We start from the raw sequence: 20,696 nt of genomic DNA on the forward strand, positions 1-20,696 counted from the left end.
CGCTGCACCGCACCAATCTTCCTTCCCTTGCGCGCATCCCGCGCCGCCTCTAGCCTTCCGGGGCCGCCCTCCATGGCGGGCAGTTCCACTCCGGAGAGAGCCATCATGAAACCCGTACGCGCGTTGCTCGCGCTCAGCATCACCGCGGCCGCGCTCGGCCTGGGCGGTTGCAAGAAGGAACCGACCCCGACGACCACGCCCGAGGGCGGCACCGCGGCCACCGCGCCGGCCGGCGAGACCGCCGACCAGTTCATCGCCCGGGTGAACGACGAATACCGGAAGATGTATCCGGAGATGACCGCCGCGCAGTGGCTGTCGTCCACCTTCATCAACGACGACAGCCAGCTGCTGTCGGCCAAGGCGAACGAGCGCTACCTCGCCCAGCTCAACAGCTGGATCGACCAGGCCAAGCGCTTCGAAGGCCAGCAGATGTCGCCGGAAACCGCGCGCGCCATCCAGCTGCTCAAGCTCGGCACCTCGATGCCGCCGCCGAAGGATCCGGCCAAGCTCGAGGAACTGACGAAGATCGCCACGCGCCTGGAAGGCATGTACGGCTCCGGCACGCACTGCACCGGCGAAGGCGACGCGAAGCAGTGCCGCCAGCTGGGCGACCTGGAAGACGTGCTGCGTACCAGCCGCGACTACGACGAACAGCTTCAGGCGTGGCAGGGCTGGCACACCATCTCCAAGCCGATGCGCCCGGACTACACGCGCTTCGTCGAACTGGTGAATCAGGGCGCGCGCGACATGGGCTTCGCCGACACCGGCGAGATGTGGCGCTCCGGCTACGACATGACGCCGGCCGAGATGGCGACCGAAACCGATCGCCTCTGGGGCCAGGTCAAGCCGCTGTACGAACAGCTGCACTGCTACGCGCGCACGCGCCTTGAAGCGAAGTACGGCGCCGATCGCGGCCACGTCGCCGGCAACATGCTGCCCGCGCACCTGATGGGCAACATGTGGCAGCAGGACTGGGGCAATCTGTGGGACATCCTGGCGCCGTATCCGAACGCCAGCGTTCCGGAAATCACCACCGCGCTGGAATCGCAGTACCGCGCCACGCACGACGCGATCCTCGCCAAGAACCCGGGCAAGCGCGCGCCGGCGGACCTCGCGCAGATCGAGCAGGATGCCCGCCTCGCCTCGGCCAAGCTGATGAGTGAACGCGCGCAGGATTTCTACACCTCGCTGGGCATGCAGAAGCTGCCGGAGAGCTACTGGACGCACACGCAGTTCATCAAGCCGCGCGACCGCGACGTGGTCTGCCACGCCAGCGCGTGGGACATGAACATGACCGGCGACGTGCGCATCAAGATGTGCATCAAGCCGAACGAGGAAGATTTCACGACGATCTACCACGAGCTCGGCCACGTCTATTACTACCTGGCGTACAACAAGCTGTCGCCGCTGTTCCAGCAGGGCGCGCACGACGGCTTCCATGAAGCCATCGGCGACACGATCGTGCTGTCGATGACGCCGAAGTACCTGCAGTCCATTGGCCTTGCAGGCGAGCAGCAGGTCAGCGACGAAGCCGTGGTCAACGCGCAGATGCGCATGGCGCTGGCGAAGGTGGCGTTCCTGCCGTTCGGTTTGATGATCGACCGCTGGCGCTGGGGCGTGTTCGACGGCTCGATCAAGCCGGCCGACTACAACAAGGCGTGGTGGGAACTGAAGGCGAAATACCAGGGCGTCGCGCCGTCCACCGCGCGCGGCGAGGAATTCTTCGATCCGGGCGCGAAGTACCACGTTCCGGGCAACACGCCGTACACGCGTTACTTCTTCGCGCACGTGCTGCAGTTCCAGTTCTACAAGGCGCTGTGCGATGCGTCGGGCTACAAGGGCCCGCTGCACGAGTGCAGCTTCTACGGCAACAAGGAAGCCGGCGCGCGCTTCCAGGCGATGCTGAGCAAGGGCGCGAGCCAGCCCTGGCAGAAGACGCTCAAGGAACTCACCGGCGGCGAGCAGATGGACGCCTCGGCGGTGCTGGAGTACTTCGCCCCGCTGCAGACCTGGCTGAAGCAGCAGAACGAAGGCAAGACCTGCGGCTGGCAGGCCGATGCCACCGCCGCTGCCGCGCCGACGGCACCGGCCGCACCGGCCGCCACGCCGGCTCCGCAGGAACCGCCGAAGCAGGGCTGATCCCGCTCGCACCACCCGCGAAACGGCCGGCATCCGCCGGCCGTTTTTCGTTTCTGCGACGCGCGCACGGTGCTTTCGCCAGCTTGCGTGCCGTTCCCGCGACGCCCGCGCGCGTATGGTGGCGGGATGAAAAAACGCCTGCTTTCCGCCGTCCTCGCCGCTTCGCTGCCCCTCGCATTCAGCGCGAACGCCGCCGAACGCGTCGACCTGCTCATCCGCGACGCGACCATCGTCGACGTCGAATCTGGCACGCTGCAGCCGCATCGCACCATCGCCGTTCGCGACGGCCGCATCCTCGCCATCGCCGATGCGAAGCACGCGAAGGAGTACGACGCGCCGAACGTGCTCGATGCGCGCGGCAAGTTCGCCATTCCCGGCCTGTGGGACATGCACGTGCATTTCGGCGGCGGCGACGCGCTGATCGAGGAGAACCGCAACCTGCTGCCGCTCTACCTCGCGCACGGCATCACGGCGGTGCGCGATTGCGCGGGCGACCTCAGCCCCAGCGTGCTGCAGTGGCGCGATGCGGTCGCCAAAGGCGAACTCGCTGGCCCACGCATCTTCACTTCGGGGCCGAAGATCGAGGGCTACAAGTCGATCTGGCCGGGCGACATCGAGATCGGCAACACCGCCGAACTGGATGCCGCGCTCGACCAGTTGCAGGGCTGGAAGGTCGACTTCGTCAAGATCACCGACAACACGCTGTCGCCGGAACTGTTCCTCGCGGCGGTGAAGGAAGCCGATCGTCGCGGCCTGAAAACCTCCGCGCACGTGCCCTACTCCCTGACGCTGGAGGAAGTGAGCGCCGCCGGCCTGGATTCGATCGAACACTTCGACTACGCGTACAAGGCCGGCTCGCCGCTGGAGAAATCCCTCGGCGAGAAAATCGCCAAAGGCGAGATCAACAGCCGCGACGCATGGACACAATGGAACGCGACATTCGATCCCGCGCGCGCGATGGCCGCGTACCGCAACCTCGCCGCGCACGGCACCGCGATCACGCCGACGATCAACGGCAGCCGCGTGGTCACCTACCTCGACCAGGACGACCACCAGGACGACGCGTACCTGAAGTACATCGGCCCCGGCCTGCAGGCGACGTATGCGTGGCGCGTGGAGCGCGCGGCGAAGGACGACGCGCAGGCGATCGCGCGCCGCCACGAACGTTTCGAAACCAGCGCGAGCGTGTTGCCAATGATGCGCAAGGCCGGCATGACCATCCTCGCAGGCACCGACGCCGGCTTCCTCAACTCGTACAACTACCCCGGCATCGGCCTGCACCAGGAACTGGGCTGGCTGGTGCATTACGGCCTGACGCCGCCGCAGGCGTTGCAGGCCGCGACCATCAACGGCGCGCGATTCCTCGGCCACGCGAACGAATACGGCACGCTGGCGAGCGGCAAGGTCGCAGACGTCGTGCTGCTCGACGCAGATCCGCTGCGCGACATCACCGCGACGAAGCGCATCCATGCCGTCGTGCAGCGCGGGCAGGTGCACGATCGCGCGGATCTCGACGCGATGCTCGCCGACGTGGCGCGACGCGTGGCGCAGGAGCGGGACGCGGCGCCGCGCTGACGGCGCTGTTGACGTTACAGATGAGAAAAGGCCGGCGAATGCCGGCCTTTTCCGTGGTGCCTGGTCGCGCGACGCATGCGTCACGCTTCGGAACGTACCAGCGTTCAGCGCTTCAGGCGGACATTCCCCTCGGTGTTGAGCGCGCCCGGCGGCAAGGTGATCACCGGCGCCACGAGACGGCCCGTAAGCGTGGTCTGCGGCGCGTTCACCACGATGGCCTTTCCTGCCTGGATATTGCCCACGCTCGCCGAGTCGGTATCCACCGTGACAGTGCCTGCGGCGCGCGTCTGGGCGGCGGCGTTCTGGAGCAGGCTTCCGCTACCCGCGATGCTGGTGAATCCCGGCCACTTCACGGTCGTATATCCCTTGAAGGCCACATCTCCGCCGACGCTCGTCACGTTCGCGTTCTGCGTGATCTTGCCCTCCCGGAACTCCATGGTGCACATCTCATCGCAGACGCGATTGTCCACCGTCGTGATGGCGACATCGCCATCCGCGCGCACGTTGCCGTCGAGCACGATGTCGTAACCGGTGATCTTCACGGTCTTGCCTTGCAGCGCTGCCGTGCGGACGGCACCCTTCCCTTCCAGCGAAACGTAATCGCCCGCACGCGTCACGGCGCCCTTGGCCTGCTCGATCCTGGGCGCGCGGATCAGCACATGGGCGGCGTCCGCGACGATGCTGCCTTTTGCACCATGCTCCCGCTCGCGGAGACGTTGACGCTGCTCGTCCCGTGCACCGTGCCCCCGACGGTTGTGTTTTCGCCACCCAACCCGATGCTGCCGGAATCGACGCGTCCTGCGATCGCAAGATCGTTCTGTGCGTCGAGGTTTACCGCGTGCGTCGCGGTGATCCGCGCATTGGGCTCGACGCGGGGACGGGGCGGTGACGCGATCGGGCGGAACTGCTCGAGCGATGAGTGATCTGAAGCTTCCTTGTTTTCGGGGGAATGCGTGCCTCGCCGCGGCGACACACGCGGGCGCCACGGGCATCCATGGCCCGGCAAGGCTAATGTTTCAGATGAAACCAATTGCGGGAAAAGTTCGTGCTGCGGGTGCTTTTCCGGCTCACGCAGGCGCCTTGCGATAGCGGTTCACGCGGACTGAGCGCCTGCCGGGGCAGCATCGCGAACCGGTCATGCCCCCCGACACCCGCAAGGAGCACTCCCATGCGTGTCCATGTGCAGTTCGGCCTTATCGTCTTCGCCCTCGCCGCATCCGCCGGCTGCAGTCGCCAGCCCTCCACCCCGACGTCCTCTACCCCGACCGACACCACGCCTGCCGCCACCGCGCCGGCATCGGCAGAAACACCCGCCGCTTCCGCCACCGCGCCGCCTGCGCCATCGCAGCCGCTGCCCGTCGCAGGCGCGATCCCCGTCACGCCCGACAACTTCATCCGCGCCGAATCCGACACCTACATGGCGGGCCTGGCGAAGGACGCCGGCGGCATCGGGAAACTGCAGCATCGCCGCGTCCCGGCGTCGATCGACAACCAGACCGTCATCCGCATCAACCGGGACACGCTCTACAGCTCGGGCGTGTATGACCTGGAGGCCGGGCCGGTCACCGTGACGCTGCCCGACGCCGGTTCGCGCTTCCAGTCGGTGATGTTCATCAACCAGGACCACGCCGCCTGGACCGAGTACGGCGCCGGCCCGCACACCGTCACGCGCGACAAGGCCGGCACGCGCTACGTGGTCGTCGGCATCCGCACGCTGGTCGATCCGGCCGACGCGAAGGACGTGGACGAAGTGCATCGGCTGCAGGACGCGATCTCCGTGTCGCAGAAGGCGCCGGGCACGCTGTCGCTGCCGAGCTGGGACCCGGTGAGCCAGAAGAAGGTGCGCGACGCGCTGATCGCCCTCAACGCGACGATGCCCGACTTCAGACACGCGTTCGGCATGCGCGGCCAGGTCGATCCGGTGCGGCACCTGATCGCCACCGCCGCCGCGTGGGGCGGCAACCCGGACAAGGACGCGACGTACCTCAACATCACGCCCGAACGCAACGACGGGAAGGTCGTCTACACGCTCGACGTACGCGACGTGCCGGTCGACGCGTTCTGGTCGGTGAGCGTCTACAACGCCGACGGGTATTTCCAGAAGAACCCGTACGACGCCTATTCGCTCAACAACCTCACGGCGAAGAAGGAAGCCGACGGGACGATCCGCATCCGGTTCGGCGGCTGCGATGGCAAGATCGCGAACTGCCTCCCGACCTCGCCGGGCTGGAACTACACGGTGCGGCTGTATCGACCGCGCCAGGCGATCCTCGACGGCAGCTGGACCTTCCCGGCGCCGCAGCCGGTGGGTTGACGGCACATTGCGGACGGGTGGCCGCGGTGCCGCCCGTTCGACGCGCGCATCCGGGTTTCTGCCGCACTGCGGGGTCGGGGCATACTGCGCGAATGAATCGCATGGACACCGACCTCGCCTCGCAGCCGCTCGATCGCGCGAGGGCCCTGCACGCCCGCTATTACGTGGACCCGGCGATGCCGTCGCTGGACCGGCGCGCCATCTTCGATGCCGGCTGGCAGCTGCTCGCGCACGTTTGCCAGTTGCGCGACGCGGGCGATCACGTCGTCGGCGACTTCGCCGGGCTGCCGGTGATCGCGGTCCGCGGCGCCGATGGCGACATCCGCGTCTTCCACAACGTGTGCCGCCATCGCGCCGGGCCGATCGCCAGTTGCGACGGCCTCGCCGCGAAATCGCTGCGCTGCCGCTACCACGGCTGGACCTACACGCTCGACGGCGTGCTGCGCTCCGCGCCGGAGATGGGCACCGCGCCGGATTTCGTGCCGGGCGACATCCGCCTTCCGCAGCTCGCGGTGCGCGTGTGGCAGGGCATGGTGTTCGCCGCGGTCGATGAAGCGCGCGCGCCGGATTTCGACGCGTTCGTCGAAGGCATCGATGCGCGGCTCGGCGCGAACCGCCACCTGGAACGCTACGGCCACCATCGTCGCGTGGGCTACGACGTCGCGTGCAACTGGAAGGTGTACGTCGACAATTACCTCGAGGGCTACCACGTCCCGCACATCCATCCGGGCCTGAACAAGCTTCTGGACTACCGCAGCTACATCACCGAAACCGCGCGGTGGTACTCGTACCAGTTCAGCCCGCTGGAAAGCGGCGATGGCCTCTACGGCGACGGCGACGCGCTCTACTACTGGCTGTGGCCGAACACGATGCTCAACATCCTGCCCGGCCGCCTGCAGACCAACCGCGTGGTGCCGCGCGGCGTGGATCGCTGCCGCGTCGAGTTCGATTTCTACTACGCGATGGACGACAGCGACCAGGCGCAACAGCGCCGCGAGGCCGACCGCGATTTCAGCGACGAAGTGCAGCTGGAAGACCTGACCATCTGCGAGGACGTGCAGCGCGGGTTGTCGTCGGGCTCGTACGAGCCGGGCCGCCTGAATCCGCTGCGCGAGAACGCGGTGCATCATTTCCATGAGCTGCTGCGCGCGGTGTATCGGGCGGATGGGCACTAACGCGGTCATCACCATCACGCCACTTCAGACATTTATTTCCCGCGTTTTCTGCCGTCATTCCCGCGAAGGCGGGAATCCAGCCGTGAATGCATCACGCTCTCCGGAAGACGGAGGTGCGTCGGACAGTTGGATCCCCGCCTTCGCGGGGATGACGGCATAGGCGTTTCGTTCCTCGAAGCTTTCGGACCCGTTCACACATGACCCACAACCGCCCCCTCGGCTTCTGGTCCGCCACCGCGCTCGTCATCGGCAGCATGATCGGCTCCGGCGCGTTCCTGCTGCCGGCGGCGCTCGCGCCGTTCGGTGCGGCGAGCCTGCTCGGCTGGGGCATCACGCTGGCCGGCGCGATGCTGCTGGCGATCACCTTCGCGCGCCTTGCGATGCGCTGGCCGCAGACCGGCGGCCCGTACGTGTTCGCGCGCAATGCGTTCGGCGAACTGCCCGGCTTCGTCATCGCGTGGAGCTACTGGATCTCGATCTGGTGCGCCACGGCCGCGATCGCCGTCGCCTTCGCCGGCAGTGTCGGGGCGATCTTCCCCGCGCTCACCGCCACGCCGCTGCGTGCGGCGATGTGCGCGCTGGGCGCGTTGTGGCTGTGCAGCGGCGTGAACCTCATCGGCCTGCGCGAAGCCGGCGGCCTGCAGCTGGTGACGACGATCCTGAAGCTGCTGCCACTGCTGCTCTTCGGACTGATCGCGCTGTGGTTCGTCGATGCGAAGCACTACACGCCGTTCAATCCGACGACGCAGCCCCTGCCGCACGTCGCCAACGCCGCCGTCGCGCTGACGCTGTGGGCGATGCTCGGGCTGGAGGCCGCCACGGTGCCGGCCGGTTCGACCGAGAACGCGCAGTCCACCGTGCCGCGCGCGACGGTGTTCGGCACGCTGCTCGCCGGCGTGGCGACGATCCTCGCCTGCACCGCCGTGCTCGGCCTGCTGCCGCGCGAGGTGCTCGCGCAATCGCAGGCGCCGATGGCCGACGCCGCGCGTTCGCTGTGGGGCCCGGCCGCAGGCGTGACGCTCGCCGTGGTCATGGCGATCTCGTGCTTCGGTGCGCTCAACGGCTGGATCCTGCTGTCGGCGCAGCTGCCGTTCGCCGCCGCGCGCGATGGCCTGTTCCCCAAGCCCTTCACGAAACTCGACCAGGGCGGCACGCCGGTGGTCGGCGTGATCGTGAGCAGCGTGCTCGCCAGCGCGCTGGTGGCGGCGAACTACAGCCGCTCGCTCGTGCAGGTGTTCACCTTCTCCATCCTGCTGTCGACTGCCGCGACGCTGCTGCCGTACGTGGTGAGCAGCGCCGCGTGGCTGGTGCGCGGCACGGGCGCGGTCAGCCGCACGCTCGCGGGCCTGGCGCTGGTCTACAGCCTGTACGCGATGTTCGGCATCGGCACCGAAGCGCTGGCCTGGGGCGCGGTGCTGATCCTCGCCGGCTTCCCGCTGTACGCGTGGATGCGCCGGCGACGCGTCGCGCCGGCTTCCTGACCTACAGCGATTCGCCCGGCACCGACGGCGCCGCCTCGTTGCCGGCGCGCATGCGCGACACGCGCGCCTCCCAGCGCCAGAACCCGAAGCCGATCGTCAAAAACGCGATGGCCGTGGCGATCAGCCACAACGCGTGGTCGCTGATCAGCGGCGACAACACGCCGGCGATCGCCGCGTTGAGCACCAGCCCGGTGAACGCCTGCAGCGACGACGCCGAGCCGCGCTGGCGCGGGTACATGTCGAGGATGGCGAGCGTCACGATCGGGAACACCAGGGCGATGCCGAAGGCGTTGAGCATCATCGGCAGCACCGCCCACGGCACCTTCGGCGCGTCGGTCGCGAGGTTGTAGCCCAGGTTCAACGCCATCGCCACGGCCGAGCACGCGAAGCCGATCGACACCAGCTTCGCGCCGCTGACCTTGCCCGCGCTGCGCCCGGAGACGAACGCGCCCAGGATCATGCCGCTGATCATCGGCACGAAGAACCAGCCGAACTGGCGTTCGTTGAGCTTGAGGATGTCCAGCACGAACGCCGGCGCCGACGCGATGTACACCCACAGCGCGGCGAAGTTGAACGCCGCGGCGGCCGACAGCCGCTGGAAACGCGGGTTCACCACGATGGCTACGTAGTCGCGCAGCAGGCGCTTGGGCGCGAGCGGCAGGCGCGCCTGCGTCGGATGGGTTTCCGGCAGCGCGCGCCAGGTCGCAACGATCAGCACGATGGAGAACGCCACCAGGAACCAGAAGATCGCCGGCCAGTGCGCGACGCCGAGGATCCAGCCGCCGATCACCGGCGCCAGCGCGGGCGCGACGCCGAAGATCATCGACACCTGGCTCATCAACCGCTGCGCGTCGTCGCCGTGCAGCACGTCGCGGATCACCGCGCGGCCGACGATGAGGCCCACGCCGGACGACAGTCCCTGCAGCGCGCGGAACGCGAGCAGCGTCGGCAGGTCCTTCGCCAGCGCGCAACCGGCCGAGGCGATGGCGAACACCACCAGCCCGCCGAGGATCACGCGCTTGCGCCCGATCGCATCCGACAGCGGCCCGTGCACGATGCTCATCGCCGCGTACGCGACCAGGTACACGCTGATGGTCTGCTGCATCGCCAGCTTGTCGGCGCCGAACTGCGCGCCGATCGCCGGGAACGCCGGGAAGATGGTGTCGATCGAGAACGGTCCGAACATCGCCAGCCCGCCGAGCAGCAGCGCGAGCGTGCGGATGGGGACGGACAGCGAGGCGGGTTGCTTGGGCATGTGCGACCGATGCGGATGGGATGGACGGGCGCCGCGCGCTCAGGCGTGCGGCGGCCCTTTCAGTTCGACCACGTTGCCTTCCGGGTCGTACAGGTATTGCGACGGCCCCTCGCCGTCGGCGCCGTAGCGCGAACCGAATTCGCCGATGCGCACGCCATGCGCCCGCAGGTGCGCGACGATCGCATCGACATCGAACGGCTCCACGCGCAGGCAGAAGTGATCGACGTTGCGACCCTCTTCGCCCGGTGCGGCGCCGCCCATGCGGCCGAGCTTCCCGTCGATGCCGACCAGGTCGATGAGCGAGTCGCCGGCCCGCAGTTGCGTGAGGCCGATCGCGTCCTGGCGCCGCTCGACGGTGCAACCGAGCACGTCGCAGTAGAAGGCGACCATCGCCTCGACGTCGCGTACGCGCAGCACGAGGTGGTCGAGCCGTTGCAGCTGGAATGGAATCACGGGCCACGCCCTCCCTGACGTGGGCGACAGGATACTCCCGGACGGCCTTGCCGAACCGGGCCGGCGGGCCGGAAAAAGCGATGCCGCGGCGAGGTCGTCGCCGCGGCATCGGATGTCGCACTTGCATACCGCACTCTCAGGTTCGTTGGCCCGGCATTACCAGCCGATGCCCACCGCCGCGCCGACCGAGCGGTCGTCGCTGGTGAACGCACCGCCCAGCGAGACGTTGGCGCGGTCGCTGATCGCACGCTGGTAGCCGACCGACAGCGCCTTCTGGCCGTTGACGAAGCCGGTGCCGACCGCGGCGCGGTTCTGCGTGTGCAGGCCGCCCAGGCTGGCCGTCATCATCGACATCGCCGAACCCATGGCGCCCATGCGGTCGATGCGCTCGTCCTGCAGGTTGAAACGGTCGTCCATCTCGCCGTGGAGTTCTTCCACGCGCTTGTCGGTGTAGGCGCGCGACTGGTTGATGACTTCCGTGCCGGTCTTCTGCAGCTTCTCGTTGAGGCTGGCGACGTTGGTCTCCACCGAGCTCACGCGGCCGTCCAGGCCGTTGACGCCCTGGCGAAGCTCGGACACATCGCCTTCGGTCTTGCCCTGGCGCTGGTCGAGCGAGGCGATGTCGCCTTCGTTCTTCGCGGTGCGGCTGTCGAGCGAGGCGATGTCGCCTTCGTTCTTCGTCGTGCGGTTGTCGAGGTTCACGATGCTGCCCTCGTTGGCGGCGACGCGCTCGTTGGTCGCGTTGAGCTGCGAACCGTTCACGGCCTGGTTGCTGGTCGCGGAGATCTCGCCCGCGGCCACGCCGCTGAGCTTGCGATCGCCCGCCGAGCCGGCGATGTTCACCTCGCTGCCGTCCTTGTCGGCGGCGACCGTGACGACCTTGCTCGTCGCATCCTGCTTCACCAGGCCCACTTCGCCGTCGTTCATCTGCTGCGTCAGGTTGGTGACGCTGCCTTCGACGTTGGTCACGCGGCCGTCGAGGTTGGAGATGCTGGACTCGGCGCTGCCCATGCGGGTGTCGAGCGCGGAGATATCGCCGGTGTTCTTCGCGATGTCGGCGGTGTTCTGCGCGACGGCGGCGTCGGTCGCATCGGCACGGTCCTTCAAGGTCGAGATGTCGCTGGTGTTGGCGGCCACGGCGGCATCGGTCGTGTCTGCGCGGGTCTGCAGGGCGCTGATGTCGCTCGTGTTCTTCGCGATGTCGGTGGTGTTCTTCGCGATGTCGCTCGTGTTTTTCGCGATGTCCGTGGTGTTCTTCGCGATGTCGGTCGTGTTCTTCGCGACGGCGGCATCGGTCGCATCGGCGCGGGTCTTCAGGCCGGCGATATCGGTTTCAGCCGTGCCGACGCGCGTATCGAGCGCGCCGATGGCGCTGGTGTTCGCCGCGACCTTCTGCTCGGTGGCGTACAGCTGCGAACCGTTGACGGCTTCCTTGCTGGTGGCCGAGACCGCGCCTTCGGAGACGCCGACGAGCTTGCGGGTGCCGGCGGTGCCGGTGAAGTCGACGGACGCGCCGTCGGTGTTCTTGCCGACCGTCAGCGCGGCACCGGCCGAAGCCTGCTGCACGAGCGCGCTGGTCGCCATGTTGTTCACCGTGGACTGGAGCGTGGTGATGCTGTTGGCGTTGTTGGTCACGCGGGTGTCGAGCGCGCCGAGGGCGCCGTCGACCTTGACGAAGGCCGAGCCGACGTCGGTTGCCGCGCCGCTGGTGCCGCCGATGGCGTTGGCCTTCGTCAGCGCGTAGCTCGGCGCGGTGACGAAACCGTTCGAGTCGACCGTTGAGCCGCCGCCGAAGGCTGCCGCCAGCGCCCTGTTGCTGTCGAACAGCTGGTCGCCATTGACCGCCTCCAGGCTGTTGTCGGCGATGCTGCCGCCGGCCAGGCCGATGATCTTGTGGTTCGCCAGATCCGTCACGCCGTCCAGCACGATGCTGCCCGGCGCGTGGAGCTTGATGCTCTGCGCGGCCGTACCGCCCGTCCAGCCCGAGCTCGTGGACGACGCGCTATTGACCGAGATGTACGTCGTGGTCGTGTCGGCATAGGCGTCGTGCGGCGCGGTACTCGGCGCGCCACCCATGTAGATGACATCCGAGCCGGTCGTGCAGCCCATGCTGTAGGGACCCACGCCATTGCCGGACATGCCGTAGGTGGTGTTGTCTTCGCTGCATACGGTGATGCCGTTGGCGAACGCGGCCGGGGAAAGCATGCCCGCCGCCGTACCGCCCATGAGAACCAAGCCGGCCAGAGCGCGCGAAGAAGCCTTCGTGCGCCCCTTGGCCATTTCGGAGGCCACGACATAGCGGCCGGTCGAAGCGTTGAAAACGATGCGGAAAATCTTGTTCACGAGATCACCTGAAGAGTTCTGGGAGAGAGAGCGTTTTGAGAAGAGCGTTGGAAGCGTTGTGCGTCGCAACGGAGGTGATGCTCGTGTCCAGAGAATTTTTCGCACATCAGAGTTTTCGCCGTACTTGTTCGATCGTGTCGTAAGCCCTTGTTTCTGCTGCACCCAAAATTGCGCTTTTCGGACGATTCCTATGCGCTAATTTGGTTTTGGCCTTCGCGAAACACGGCGGTTGCGCGGACGAAATCCGCTACCGCGTTTCGATGCCGCCTCGGCTGTTCGCCGCACAAACAAAAAGACGGAGCGGTTTCCCGCCCCGTCTTTCGTTCTGCCATCGGACGAATCCGAATTTTTCTGCTTACAGCTTGTGCGCGAAGCCCATGCCGATCGACTGGTCGTTGCCGCTGAACGCCGCGCCGAAGCTGATCTGGCTCTTGCGGCCGACGGGCTTGGCGTAACCGGCCGACAGCGCGCCTTGGCCCTGCTCCATGCCTACACCGACCGACCACGCGCCGTTCGGGTTGCCCACCGCCGCCGCGGCGGCACCAGATGCCATCTGCGAGGAGGCCATCGACATCGCGCCCTGCGAGCTGATGCGGCGATCCTGCTGCACCACCTCGCGCGCCACCTTGTCCATGCTGCCCCACACGTCGTTGATGCGGGAATCGGTGTAGCTGTTGGCTTCCGTGACGATTTCCGTCGCCTTCGACTCCAGACGCTGGTTGAGCTGGCTCACGTTCACCGCGTCGTGGTCGGCCATGCCGTCGGCGACGTTGTGGATCGCCACCGGCTGGCTCGCGCCGCTGCCACCGAGCGTGATGCTCGACTGATCGCCGCCGTCGTAGGCGATGACCGAGCGCGCCTGGCCGTCGGCTGCGATCACGCCCGCCTTCTTCAGCTGGCCGACGTTGACCGCATCGTTGTCGGCCGAACCCGCGGCGACGCCGGAAATCGTGCGATCGCCATCGGTGCCGGCGACGTTCATCGACGTACCGCCGACGGCCTTCGCCACCGACACTTCCTTCGTCGTCGCGTCCTGCTTCACCAGGCCGACGCCACCGTTGTTGAGCTGCGTGGTGATGTTGGTCACGGAGCCTTCGATGTTGCTCACGCGGCTGGCACACCACCAGGCCGCCGCTGGTCACGGACTGTGCGGATGCGCCGCCAGCCCAGATGAGCGTCGCACCCATGACGCTGGCCATCACGGCCTTCTGGTTCGGCGACGTGCGCGACTGCTTCTTCCGGCCCTTCGCTACTTCCGACGCCACGACCCATTGGCCGAGCTCGGCATTCCACACAACGCGATAGATCTTGTTCAAAGGATCACCTGTCTCTTTTGAGAATTTCGCTTGATTGGTTGAGATAACTCTTTGAGAAAACTCTCAACGCGGCGCGATCCTATGAACGGGGGTCTGTCGTCAAATCAGATTCGTCTGAAATTCGTTGAACTTTTACGTTCGCGAAAAAATGCACGAACGCGCGACACGATCAGTCAATGCATCGCGCACGACATGGCATCGGATTCGTCCATCGGAACGCGCGGTTGCGACCGATCGTCGCCATCCGGCCGGATGGACGCCGATGTCGTGCGGCAGTGCTGAAGGGTTTTGACTCGTGACGCAAAGCTGCGCGACGTGAAGCGCGTGAGGTTTCAGCTCGCGATTGCGATGGAGTGACTGCTGAGCGCGTCCAGCTTCCCTGCGGTGACGTGGGCGGTTCACCGTTGTAGTGACCGAACGTTGCGGGCCTGGGTCCCGGCCTTCGCCGGGATGACGGTTCAACGGCTTCCAGCGTGACGGCGCAGGCCGACGACTCACGCCCGCTCGTGCGGGTCCCCTGCCCCGTCCACCTGCTCGTATCGCGCCTCGAGCGCGGCGACCACCGCCTGCCGGCGAGCGCCGCGAACCATCCCGCCGAGCCAGTCCTGCAGCAGGTCGGCCCATGCCCGCTTCGCGTCGGGATGCGACAGCTCGTGATCGGCGCCCGCGATGGTGCGCGTCGTGATCGACGATGCGCGCACCAGGGCGCCGCGGAAGCTTTCGGCCACCGGCTTGGGCAGCACCTGGTCGTTCTGCGAGGACACCAGCAGCACGTCGCCGCGGAACTCCGCCAGCGCGGCGAGCGCACGATTGCCGTCGGGCGGTTGCACCTCGCGCCGGTACGCGTCGAGTTCGACGCGGTCCTCCAGCTCGTGTTTCGGCACGCCCCAGCCTTCGTCGGGATACAGCGCGGGCGAACGCAGCGCGAGCCACTGCACGCGCCGCTGCGCGGTAAGCAGCGTGGCGAGGTAACCGCCATAGCTGAAGCCGACCACCGCGATCGCCCGCTCGTCCACGTCGTCCCGCGCGACCAGGCAGTCGTACGCGGCGAGCAGGTCACGCAGGTTGTCCTCGCGCGTGACCCGTTCGTGGCGCGGGTCGTCGCGATCGTGCCCGCGAAGATCCACCGCCAGCGCCACGCATCCCAGCGCCACCGCGTCGCGCACGTGGCCGAGGTCGAATTCCTGCGTGCCGTTCCATCCGTGCACGAAGATCACGCCCGGCAGCGCGGGCGTCGGCGAGGCGAGCGTCGCGCAGAAGTGGTCGTTGCCCACGGCGATGCGCCGCGATTCCACGCGCGCCTCGACCGGCGCGCGATGCGCATTGCGGCGTGAAGCGTTCTCGTGCGGCGGCGCTTCGTGGCCCGGCGAATCCTGCATGCGGCGATCCTCACGCCGCGCCGGTGAAACCGCCGTCGTTAATGTTCATGCGGGCCGCGCGCGCATCACGCGGCCTTGAAGAACGCTGCCATATGGTCGTGCCTTAAGCCAGCACACGCAGGTCGAGGGGCCGCCCATTCATGCAGGCCCCGGCCGGCGATGGCGTCCCTGATGAAACCACTCGCATGAAGATCGCGCAGATTTCACCGCTGTACGAGGCCGTGCCGCCGAAGCTGTATGGGGGAACCGAACGCGTCGTCGCGCATCTATCCGATGCGCTGGTCCAGGCGGGACACGACGTCACGCTGTTCGCCGCCGCCGACGCGCAGACCAGCGCGACGCTCGCGCCGATGCGCGACCAGGCGATCCGCCTGGATCCCGCGCCGCTGAAGAGCGATCTCGCCGCGCACCTGGCGATGCTCGACGAAGTGCGCCAGCGCGCCGATGAGTTCGACATCATCCATTTCCACATCGACCTGCTGCATTTCCCGTTCTTCCAGGACATGCCGTGGCGCACGCTGACCACGCTGCATGGCCGGCTCGACCTGAAGGACCTGCCGCAGGCGTACGCGTGCTGGCCGCAGTTCCCGCTGGCGTCGATCTCCGACCACCAGCGCCGTCCGCTGCCCACCGCGAACTGGGCCGGCACCGTGTACCACGGCATGCCGCAGGACCAGTACGAGTTCAGCCCGACGCCGCGCGGCGGGTACCTCGCGTTCCTCGGGCGCATCTCGCCGGAGAAGCGCGTCGATCGCGCGATCGAGATCGCGCGTCGTGCCGGCCTGCCGCTCAAGATCGCCGCGAAGGTCGATGCGGTCGATCGCGCCTACTTCCACGACGAGATCGAGCCGCTGCTGAAGGGGCCGGGCGTGGAGTACATCGGCGAGATCAACGACGAGCAGAAGAGCGCGTTCCTCGGCGGCGCGGTGGCGCTGCTGTTCCCGATCGACTGGCCCGAACCGTTCGGGCTGGTGATGATCGAGGCGATGGCCTGCGGCACGCCGGTGATCGCATGGAACTGCGGCTCGGTGCCGGAAGTGCTCGACCACGGCGTCACCGGCCTCATCGTCGACGACATCGACCACGCGGTGCAGGCCGTGCAATCGGTCGCGCGCTACGACCGCGGTCGCGTCCGCGCGCGCTTCGAACAACGCTTTTCCGCATCGGCCATGGCGCGTCGCTACGTCGAACTGTACTGGCGCGTGCTGGAACAGGGCGGCACGCGCGTCCGCCTTACCGCCTGAGCACGTTGGACGAGGTCCAGCGTCACATCGCGCCAGGGACGGCGCCGCCGGAAGCGAACGCGACGTGCGTTCGCCGCACGACCACATTCCCTCCATCGACGGGCTGACCCATGGATCCCGCCGCTGCCGCGACGTTGTTCTCCAGTTACGTCCTCAAGGACGGCGACACCTTCCTCATCGCCAATGGTTCCGGCGATGTCGTCGGCGAAGGCGACGGCCAGTTCCACAACGACACGCGCATCCTCTCGCGCTTCCGCCTGACCCTGGGCGACACCGCGCCGGCGCTGCTGAGTTCGATGGTGTCGCGCGACAACGTGTTCTTCGTCGCGCACCTCACCAACCGTGCACTGCCGCCGCTCGGCGGCGACGCGACGCCGCACGGGCTGGTGCATATCAAGCGCACGCGCTTCCTGTGCGCGGACCGGTTGTTCGAGCGCGTGGCGCTGACCAACTACGGCACCGACGCGGTGCGCATGAGCCTCGTGTTCGACTGCGATGCGGACTTCCGCGACATGTTCGAAGTGCGCGGCACGCATCGCGCCGCACGCGGCCAGCAGCTGCCGCCCCATCCGCGCGAGGACGGCCTGACGTTCGGCTACGTCGGGCTCGATGGCGCGCCGTGCCGCGCGTCGATCGTGTTTTCTCGCGCACCGCGACGCATGGACGACGGGCGTCTTGCGTTCGACATCTCGCTCCCGCCGCGCGGTCGCGACGAACTGCACCTGGAAGTCAGCGCCGACGACGATCCGCCGCCGGCCACGCGTTCGCGGTATCGCGCCGCAGCGAGCGTGGCGCGCACGCGCATGCGTCGCAGGCAACGACGGCTATCGCGCGTGCGCAGCGAAGCGCCGCTGTTCAATTCGTGGATGGAACGTTCGCGCGCGGATCTCGCGCTGCTCACCAGCGAACTCGACACCGGGCCGTATCCGTATGCGGGGATCCCGTGGTTCTCCACGCCGTTCGGCCGCGATGCGGTGATCACGGCGTTGCAGACGCTGTGGCTGGATCCGCAGCTTGCGCGCGGCGTGCTCGCGTTCCTGGCCAAGAACCAGGCGAAGGAAGAGTCGTCCTTCATGGACGCCTCGCCCGGCAAGATCATGCACGAGACGCGCAAGGGCGAGATGGCGCGCCTGCGCGAGCTTCCGTTCGGCCTGTACTACGGTGGCGTGGACACCACGCCGCTGTTCCTGGTGCTGGCCTCCGAGTACGCGCGGCGCACGGGCGATGTCGCGTTCGTGCGCAGTATCTGGAACGAGCTGAAAGCCGCGGCGGCGTGGATCGAACGCGTATGCGATGCGAACCCGCTCGGCCTGCTCGACTATGCGCGCGGCGAAGCGACGGGACTGGCGAACCAGGGCTGGAAGGACAGTTTCGATTCGGTCTTCCATGCCGATGGCCGTTCGCCGGAGGGCCCGATCGCGCTCGTCGAGGTGCAGGGCTACGTGTTCGCGGCGATGCGCGGCATGTCGCGCCTCGCGCTGGCACTGGGCGAGGACGATTCGTCGAAGCAATGGCTGTGGCGTTCCGAACGCATCGCCGAGGCGGTGGAGCAGCATTTCTGGATGGAGTCGGGTTTCTACGGCATCGCCGTGGATGGCGAGAACGCGCTGTGCGCGGTGCGCGCGAGCAACCCCGGGCATCTGCTCTACATGGGATTGCCCAAGCACGCGCGTGCGCAGGCCGTGTCGGCACAGCTGATGTCGCAGGATTTCTTCAGCGGCTGGGGCATCCGCACGCTGGCGGTCGGCGAAGCGCGCTACAACCCCATGTCGTACCACAACGGCTCGGTGTGGCCGCACGACAGCGCGCTGTGCGCGGCGGGTCTTGCGCGTTACGGGCAGCGCGAGGCCTCGGTGCGCCTGTTGCGTGCGGCATTCGAGGCGGCGGTCGGCTTCGACATGCGCCTGCCGGAACTGTTCTGCGGCTTCCCGCGCGTGCCCGGCGGCGCGCCGGTGGCGTATCCCGTCGCGTGCCTGCCGCAGGCGTGGGCGGCGGGCTCGGCGTTCATGTCGTTGCAGGCGTGCCTGGGCATCGATATCGACGGGCCCTCGGCGGAGATCGTGCTCGACCATCCGCGTCTGCCTGCAGGCGTGGAGGAGCTGTCGATCCGCAACCTGACGCTCGGCGAACGTCGCGCGCACCTGGTGCTCAAGCGCGTGGGCGATCGGGTGGCGGTATTCGTGGAAGGGCCGGATGCGGCCGGGGTGGTGGCGCGGGTTCGGGGGTGAGACAGGCTGCTTACGCGGCACTGCCGCGTAGCCTGTCGAACGCCCGGCCAAGGATGGCCGGGCGGGGCTATCCGGAGGTGGTTGTGTTCCGCCAGGGATGGCCCTCGCCGGGATGACGAGCAAAAGAGAAGTGCAAACGCGACGAGCAAAGCGACGACGCGACGAGCAAAGCGACCAGCAAAAGCGACGAACGAAAGCGACGAGCAGAGGCAACGCCCTGCGCCAACACGTTCGTCCCGGCGCAAACTCCGTCTTCTACACCAACTCCTTCGCCCCCAACGCCTGCTCCACCGCCCGGAACACCGCGCTCATCTGCAGCGGTTTGCTCAACACGGCGGCGACCGCGTCGGACGGCAGCGCGTCGTGGCGCAGCGGGTCGGCCGGGTCGCCCAGGGTGATCACCGGGCCGTTGAAGCCGGCGTCGCGCAGCGCGAGCAGCAGGCTCACGGCGGAGAGCATCAGGATGTCGCTGTCGATGATCGCCAGCGCCGGCATGCCCTCGCGTGCGAGCAGGCGCAGCGCCGCGGCGCCGTCGACGGCGATCAGCGGCTCGTAGCCCTGGCTGTCGAGGACGTTCGCCAGCAGCGACAAGCGCGTGCCGTCGCCGTCCACCAGCAGGATGCGCTGGCCGTTGCCGACCGCGAACCGCTCGCCCGCCGCGTCGCCACCCTCGACGACGCCACGCAGCGGCAGGTGCAGTTCGAACGTCGTGCCCTGCCCCACTTCGCTTTCGACCACGATGCGCCCCTGCAGCGCATCGACGAAACGCCGGCACGACAGCAGGCCCAGACCGGTGCCCTCGGGCTTGGTGGTGAAGAACGGCGTGAACAGCTGCGAACGCGTGTGCGCATCCATGCCGCAGCCGGTGTCGGAAACGCGGATGCACAACCGCTCGCCGCCATCGAGCACCGCACGCCGCGCCGACAGGCGCAGTTCGCCGCCGCGTTCCTTCATCGCCTGCACGCCGTTGAGCGCGAGGTTCACCAGGCACTGCTGGAACTCGACGTAGTTGCAGTGGACGAAAACGTCCTCCTCCAACGGCTCGCACACCAGCGTGACGTTGCGCGGCAAGGTGCCCTGCAGCAGCAGCTGCACCGCCTGGAACAGCTGCGCGACGGACACGTCCTCGCTCGCGCGACGCGTACCGCGCACGAAGGCGAGCATCGACTCGGCCATCTCGTGGCCACGCCGCCCGCTTTCGGCGATCAGCGTGGACAGCCGGTGGATGTTCGGATCGTCGCTGTACGAATTCAGCAGGTCCGGCACGATCAGCAGCGGCTGCAGCACGTTGCGCAGGTCGTGGCTCAATCCCGCCGCGAGCATCGCCAGGCAGTCCAGGCGCTGCGACCGCATCAGCTCCTTTTCGGCGCGCTCGCGCTCGCGCGCGTTGCGGGCCTCGCGCACCGCGCGCGCCACCGCATTGGGCAGGCGCGCGGGGTTCTGCTTGAGCACGTAGTCGTTCGCGCCGCGATGCAGCGCGTCCACCGCGGTTTCCTCTCCGATCGTGCCGGAGACGAAGATGAAGGGCAGCTCCGCATCGTGCTCGCGCAGGATGCGCAGCGCCTCCATGCCGGAGAACCCCGGCAGCGAGAGATCAGAGAGCACCACGTCGAAGCGCTCGCGCATCAGCGCCTCGCGCAGCGCGCGTTCGCTGTCCACGCGATGGAACCTCGCCTGCAATCCGGACTCCAGCAACTGCTCGCCGAGCAGTTCGGCGTCCTCGCTGCAATCCTCGACCATGAGGACGTTCAGCGGTCCCAGCGGTGGCGCGCCATTGGCCTGCATTCGTACGCT

At 67.7% G+C, this 20,696-nt stretch carries 14 protein-coding genes and 1 pseudogene; 7 read left to right on the plus strand and 8 right to left on the minus strand.

Annotated features, from left to right (window positions below):
- Positions 1-105 precede the first annotated feature (105 nt).
- Both LA521A_RS12990 and LA521A_RS12995 read left to right on the plus strand, forming a co-directional pair.
- Complete coding sequence (locus LA521A_RS12990) at positions 106-2,139, plus strand: M2 family metallopeptidase (protein WP_281779300.1); 2,034 nt, start codon at positions 106-108, stop codon at positions 2,137-2,139.
- A gap of 126 nt (positions 2,140-2,265) precedes the next feature.
- Positions 2,266-3,714 carry an amidohydrolase family protein gene (locus LA521A_RS12995; protein ID WP_281779301.1) on the plus strand — a complete coding sequence of 483 codons (1,449 nt, stop codon included), beginning with the start codon at positions 2,266-2,268 and terminating at the stop codon, positions 3,712-3,714.
- A 104-nt stretch (positions 3,715-3,818) separates the two neighbouring features.
- Here LA521A_RS12995 and LA521A_RS13000 read toward each other — a convergent pair whose 3' ends face one another.
- Positions 3,819-4,373, minus strand: coding sequence for a hypothetical protein (locus LA521A_RS13000; RefSeq protein ID WP_281779302.1), 555 nt, complete (start codon positions 4,371-4,373; stop codon positions 3,819-3,821).
- A 509-nt stretch (positions 4,374-4,882) separates the two neighbouring features.
- On the opposite strand from LA521A_RS13000, the gene LA521A_RS13005 reads away from it, so the two are divergent.
- The 3 genes from LA521A_RS13005 to LA521A_RS13015 all read left to right on the plus strand — a co-directional run bounded on the left by LA521A_RS13005 (position 4,883) and on the right by LA521A_RS13015 (position 8,684).
- On the plus strand, positions 4,883-6,028 hold the full coding sequence (locus tag LA521A_RS13005) for a DUF1214 domain-containing protein (protein WP_281779303.1): 1,146 nt from the start codon (positions 4,883-4,885) through the stop codon (positions 6,026-6,028).
- 101 nt (positions 6,029-6,129) lie between these two features.
- Positions 6,130-7,203 (plus strand): aromatic ring-hydroxylating oxygenase subunit alpha, encoded by a 1,074-nt coding sequence (locus LA521A_RS13010; RefSeq protein ID WP_281779304.1) that lies wholly within the window; start codon positions 6,130-6,132, stop codon positions 7,201-7,203.
- Positions 7,204-7,400: 197 nt separating this feature from the next.
- Complete coding sequence (locus LA521A_RS13015) at positions 7,401-8,684, plus strand: amino acid permease (RefSeq protein WP_281779305.1); 1,284 nt, start codon at positions 7,401-7,403, stop codon at positions 8,682-8,684.
- Position 8,685: 1 nt separating this feature from the next.
- Here LA521A_RS13015 and LA521A_RS13020 read toward each other — a convergent pair whose 3' ends face one another.
- From LA521A_RS13020 to LA521A_RS13040, 6 genes and pseudogenes are all read right to left on the minus strand, one after another.
- Complete coding sequence (locus tag LA521A_RS13020) at positions 8,686-9,939, minus strand: multidrug effflux MFS transporter (protein ID WP_343226693.1); 1,254 nt, start codon at positions 9,937-9,939, stop codon at positions 8,686-8,688.
- Positions 9,940-9,978: 39 nt separating this feature from the next.
- Positions 9,979-10,329 carry a VOC family protein gene (locus tag LA521A_RS13025; RefSeq protein WP_281782094.1) on the minus strand — a complete coding sequence of 117 codons (351 nt, stop codon included), beginning with the start codon at positions 10,327-10,329 and terminating at the stop codon, positions 9,979-9,981.
- Between the two features lie 219 nt (positions 10,330-10,548).
- Positions 10,549-12,735, minus strand: coding sequence for an ESPR-type extended signal peptide-containing protein (locus LA521A_RS13030; RefSeq protein WP_281779306.1), 2,187 nt, complete (start codon positions 12,733-12,735; stop codon positions 10,549-10,551).
- 355 nt (positions 12,736-13,090) lie between these two features.
- Positions 13,091-13,822 (minus strand): hypothetical protein, encoded by a 732-nt coding sequence (locus LA521A_RS13035; RefSeq protein WP_281779307.1) that lies wholly within the window; start codon positions 13,820-13,822, stop codon positions 13,091-13,093.
- Between the two features lie 148 nt (positions 13,823-13,970).
- A pseudogene (locus LA521A_RS19030) lies at positions 13,971-14,030 on the minus strand (ESPR-type extended signal peptide-containing protein); the annotation flags it as partial.
- A 515-nt stretch (positions 14,031-14,545) separates the two neighbouring features.
- Positions 14,546-15,430 (minus strand): alpha/beta hydrolase family protein, encoded by an 885-nt coding sequence (locus LA521A_RS13040; protein WP_281779308.1) that lies wholly within the window; start codon positions 15,428-15,430, stop codon positions 14,546-14,548.
- A gap of 185 nt (positions 15,431-15,615) precedes the next feature.
- On the opposite strand from LA521A_RS13040, the gene LA521A_RS13045 reads away from it, so the two are divergent.
- Both LA521A_RS13045 and LA521A_RS13050 read left to right on the plus strand, forming a co-directional pair.
- On the plus strand, positions 15,616-16,674 hold the full coding sequence (locus LA521A_RS13045) for a glycosyltransferase family 4 protein (protein ID WP_281779309.1): 1,059 nt from the start codon (positions 15,616-15,618) through the stop codon (positions 16,672-16,674).
- 110 nt (positions 16,675-16,784) lie between these two features.
- Positions 16,785-18,902, plus strand: a complete 2,118-nt coding sequence (locus LA521A_RS13050; RefSeq protein ID WP_281779310.1) for an amylo-alpha-1,6-glucosidase — start codon at positions 16,785-16,787, stop codon at positions 18,900-18,902.
- Positions 18,903-19,157: 255 nt separating this feature from the next.
- Here LA521A_RS13050 and LA521A_RS13055 read toward each other — a convergent pair whose 3' ends face one another.
- A complete protein-coding gene (locus LA521A_RS13055) occupies positions 19,158-20,687 on the minus strand; it encodes a response regulator (RefSeq protein ID WP_281779311.1) in 1,530 nt (509 codons plus the stop codon).
- Positions 20,688-20,696 lie beyond the last annotated feature (9 nt).

Source organism: Lysobacter auxotrophicus (genome assembly GCF_027924565.1).
GTDB classification, from domain to species: domain Bacteria; phylum Pseudomonadota; class Gammaproteobacteria; order Xanthomonadales; family Xanthomonadaceae; genus Lysobacter_J; species Lysobacter_J auxotrophicus.

Excerpts from the sequence above, each read along its gene's own strand:
- LA521A_RS13005 (WP_281779303.1), top strand. The coding sequence starts at position 4,883 with ATGCGTGTCCATGTGCAGTTCGGCCTTATCGTCTTCGCCCTCGCCGCA.
- LA521A_RS13050 (WP_281779310.1), top strand. The coding sequence starts at position 16,785 with ATGGATCCCGCCGCTGCCGCGACGTTGTTCTCCAGTTACGTCCTCAAG.
- LA521A_RS13015 (WP_281779305.1), top strand. The coding sequence starts at position 7,401 with ATGACCCACAACCGCCCCCTCGGCTTCTGGTCCGCCACCGCGCTCGTC.
- LA521A_RS13040 (WP_281779308.1), bottom strand. The coding sequence starts at position 15,430 with ATGCAGGATTCGCCGGGCCACGAAGCGCCGCCGCACGAGAACGCTTCA.
- LA521A_RS13010 (WP_281779304.1), top strand. The coding sequence starts at position 6,130 with ATGGACACCGACCTCGCCTCGCAGCCGCTCGATCGCGCGAGGGCCCTG.
- LA521A_RS13045 (WP_281779309.1), top strand. The coding sequence starts at position 15,616 with ATGAAGATCGCGCAGATTTCACCGCTGTACGAGGCCGTGCCGCCGAAG.
- LA521A_RS13055 (WP_281779311.1), bottom strand. The coding sequence starts at position 20,687 with ATGCAGGCCAATGGCGCGCCACCGCTGGGACCGCTGAACGTCCTCATG.
- LA521A_RS13025 (WP_281782094.1), bottom strand. The coding sequence starts at position 10,329 with ATGGTCGCCTTCTACTGCGACGTGCTCGGTTGCACCGTCGAGCGGCGC.
- LA521A_RS13020 (WP_343226693.1), bottom strand. The coding sequence starts at position 9,939 with ATGCCCAAGCAACCCGCCTCGCTGTCCGTCCCCATCCGCACGCTCGCG.
- LA521A_RS12995 (WP_281779301.1), top strand. The coding sequence starts at position 2,266 with ATGAAAAAACGCCTGCTTTCCGCCGTCCTCGCCGCTTCGCTGCCCCTC.
- LA521A_RS12990 (WP_281779300.1), top strand. The coding sequence starts at position 106 with ATGAAACCCGTACGCGCGTTGCTCGCGCTCAGCATCACCGCGGCCGCG.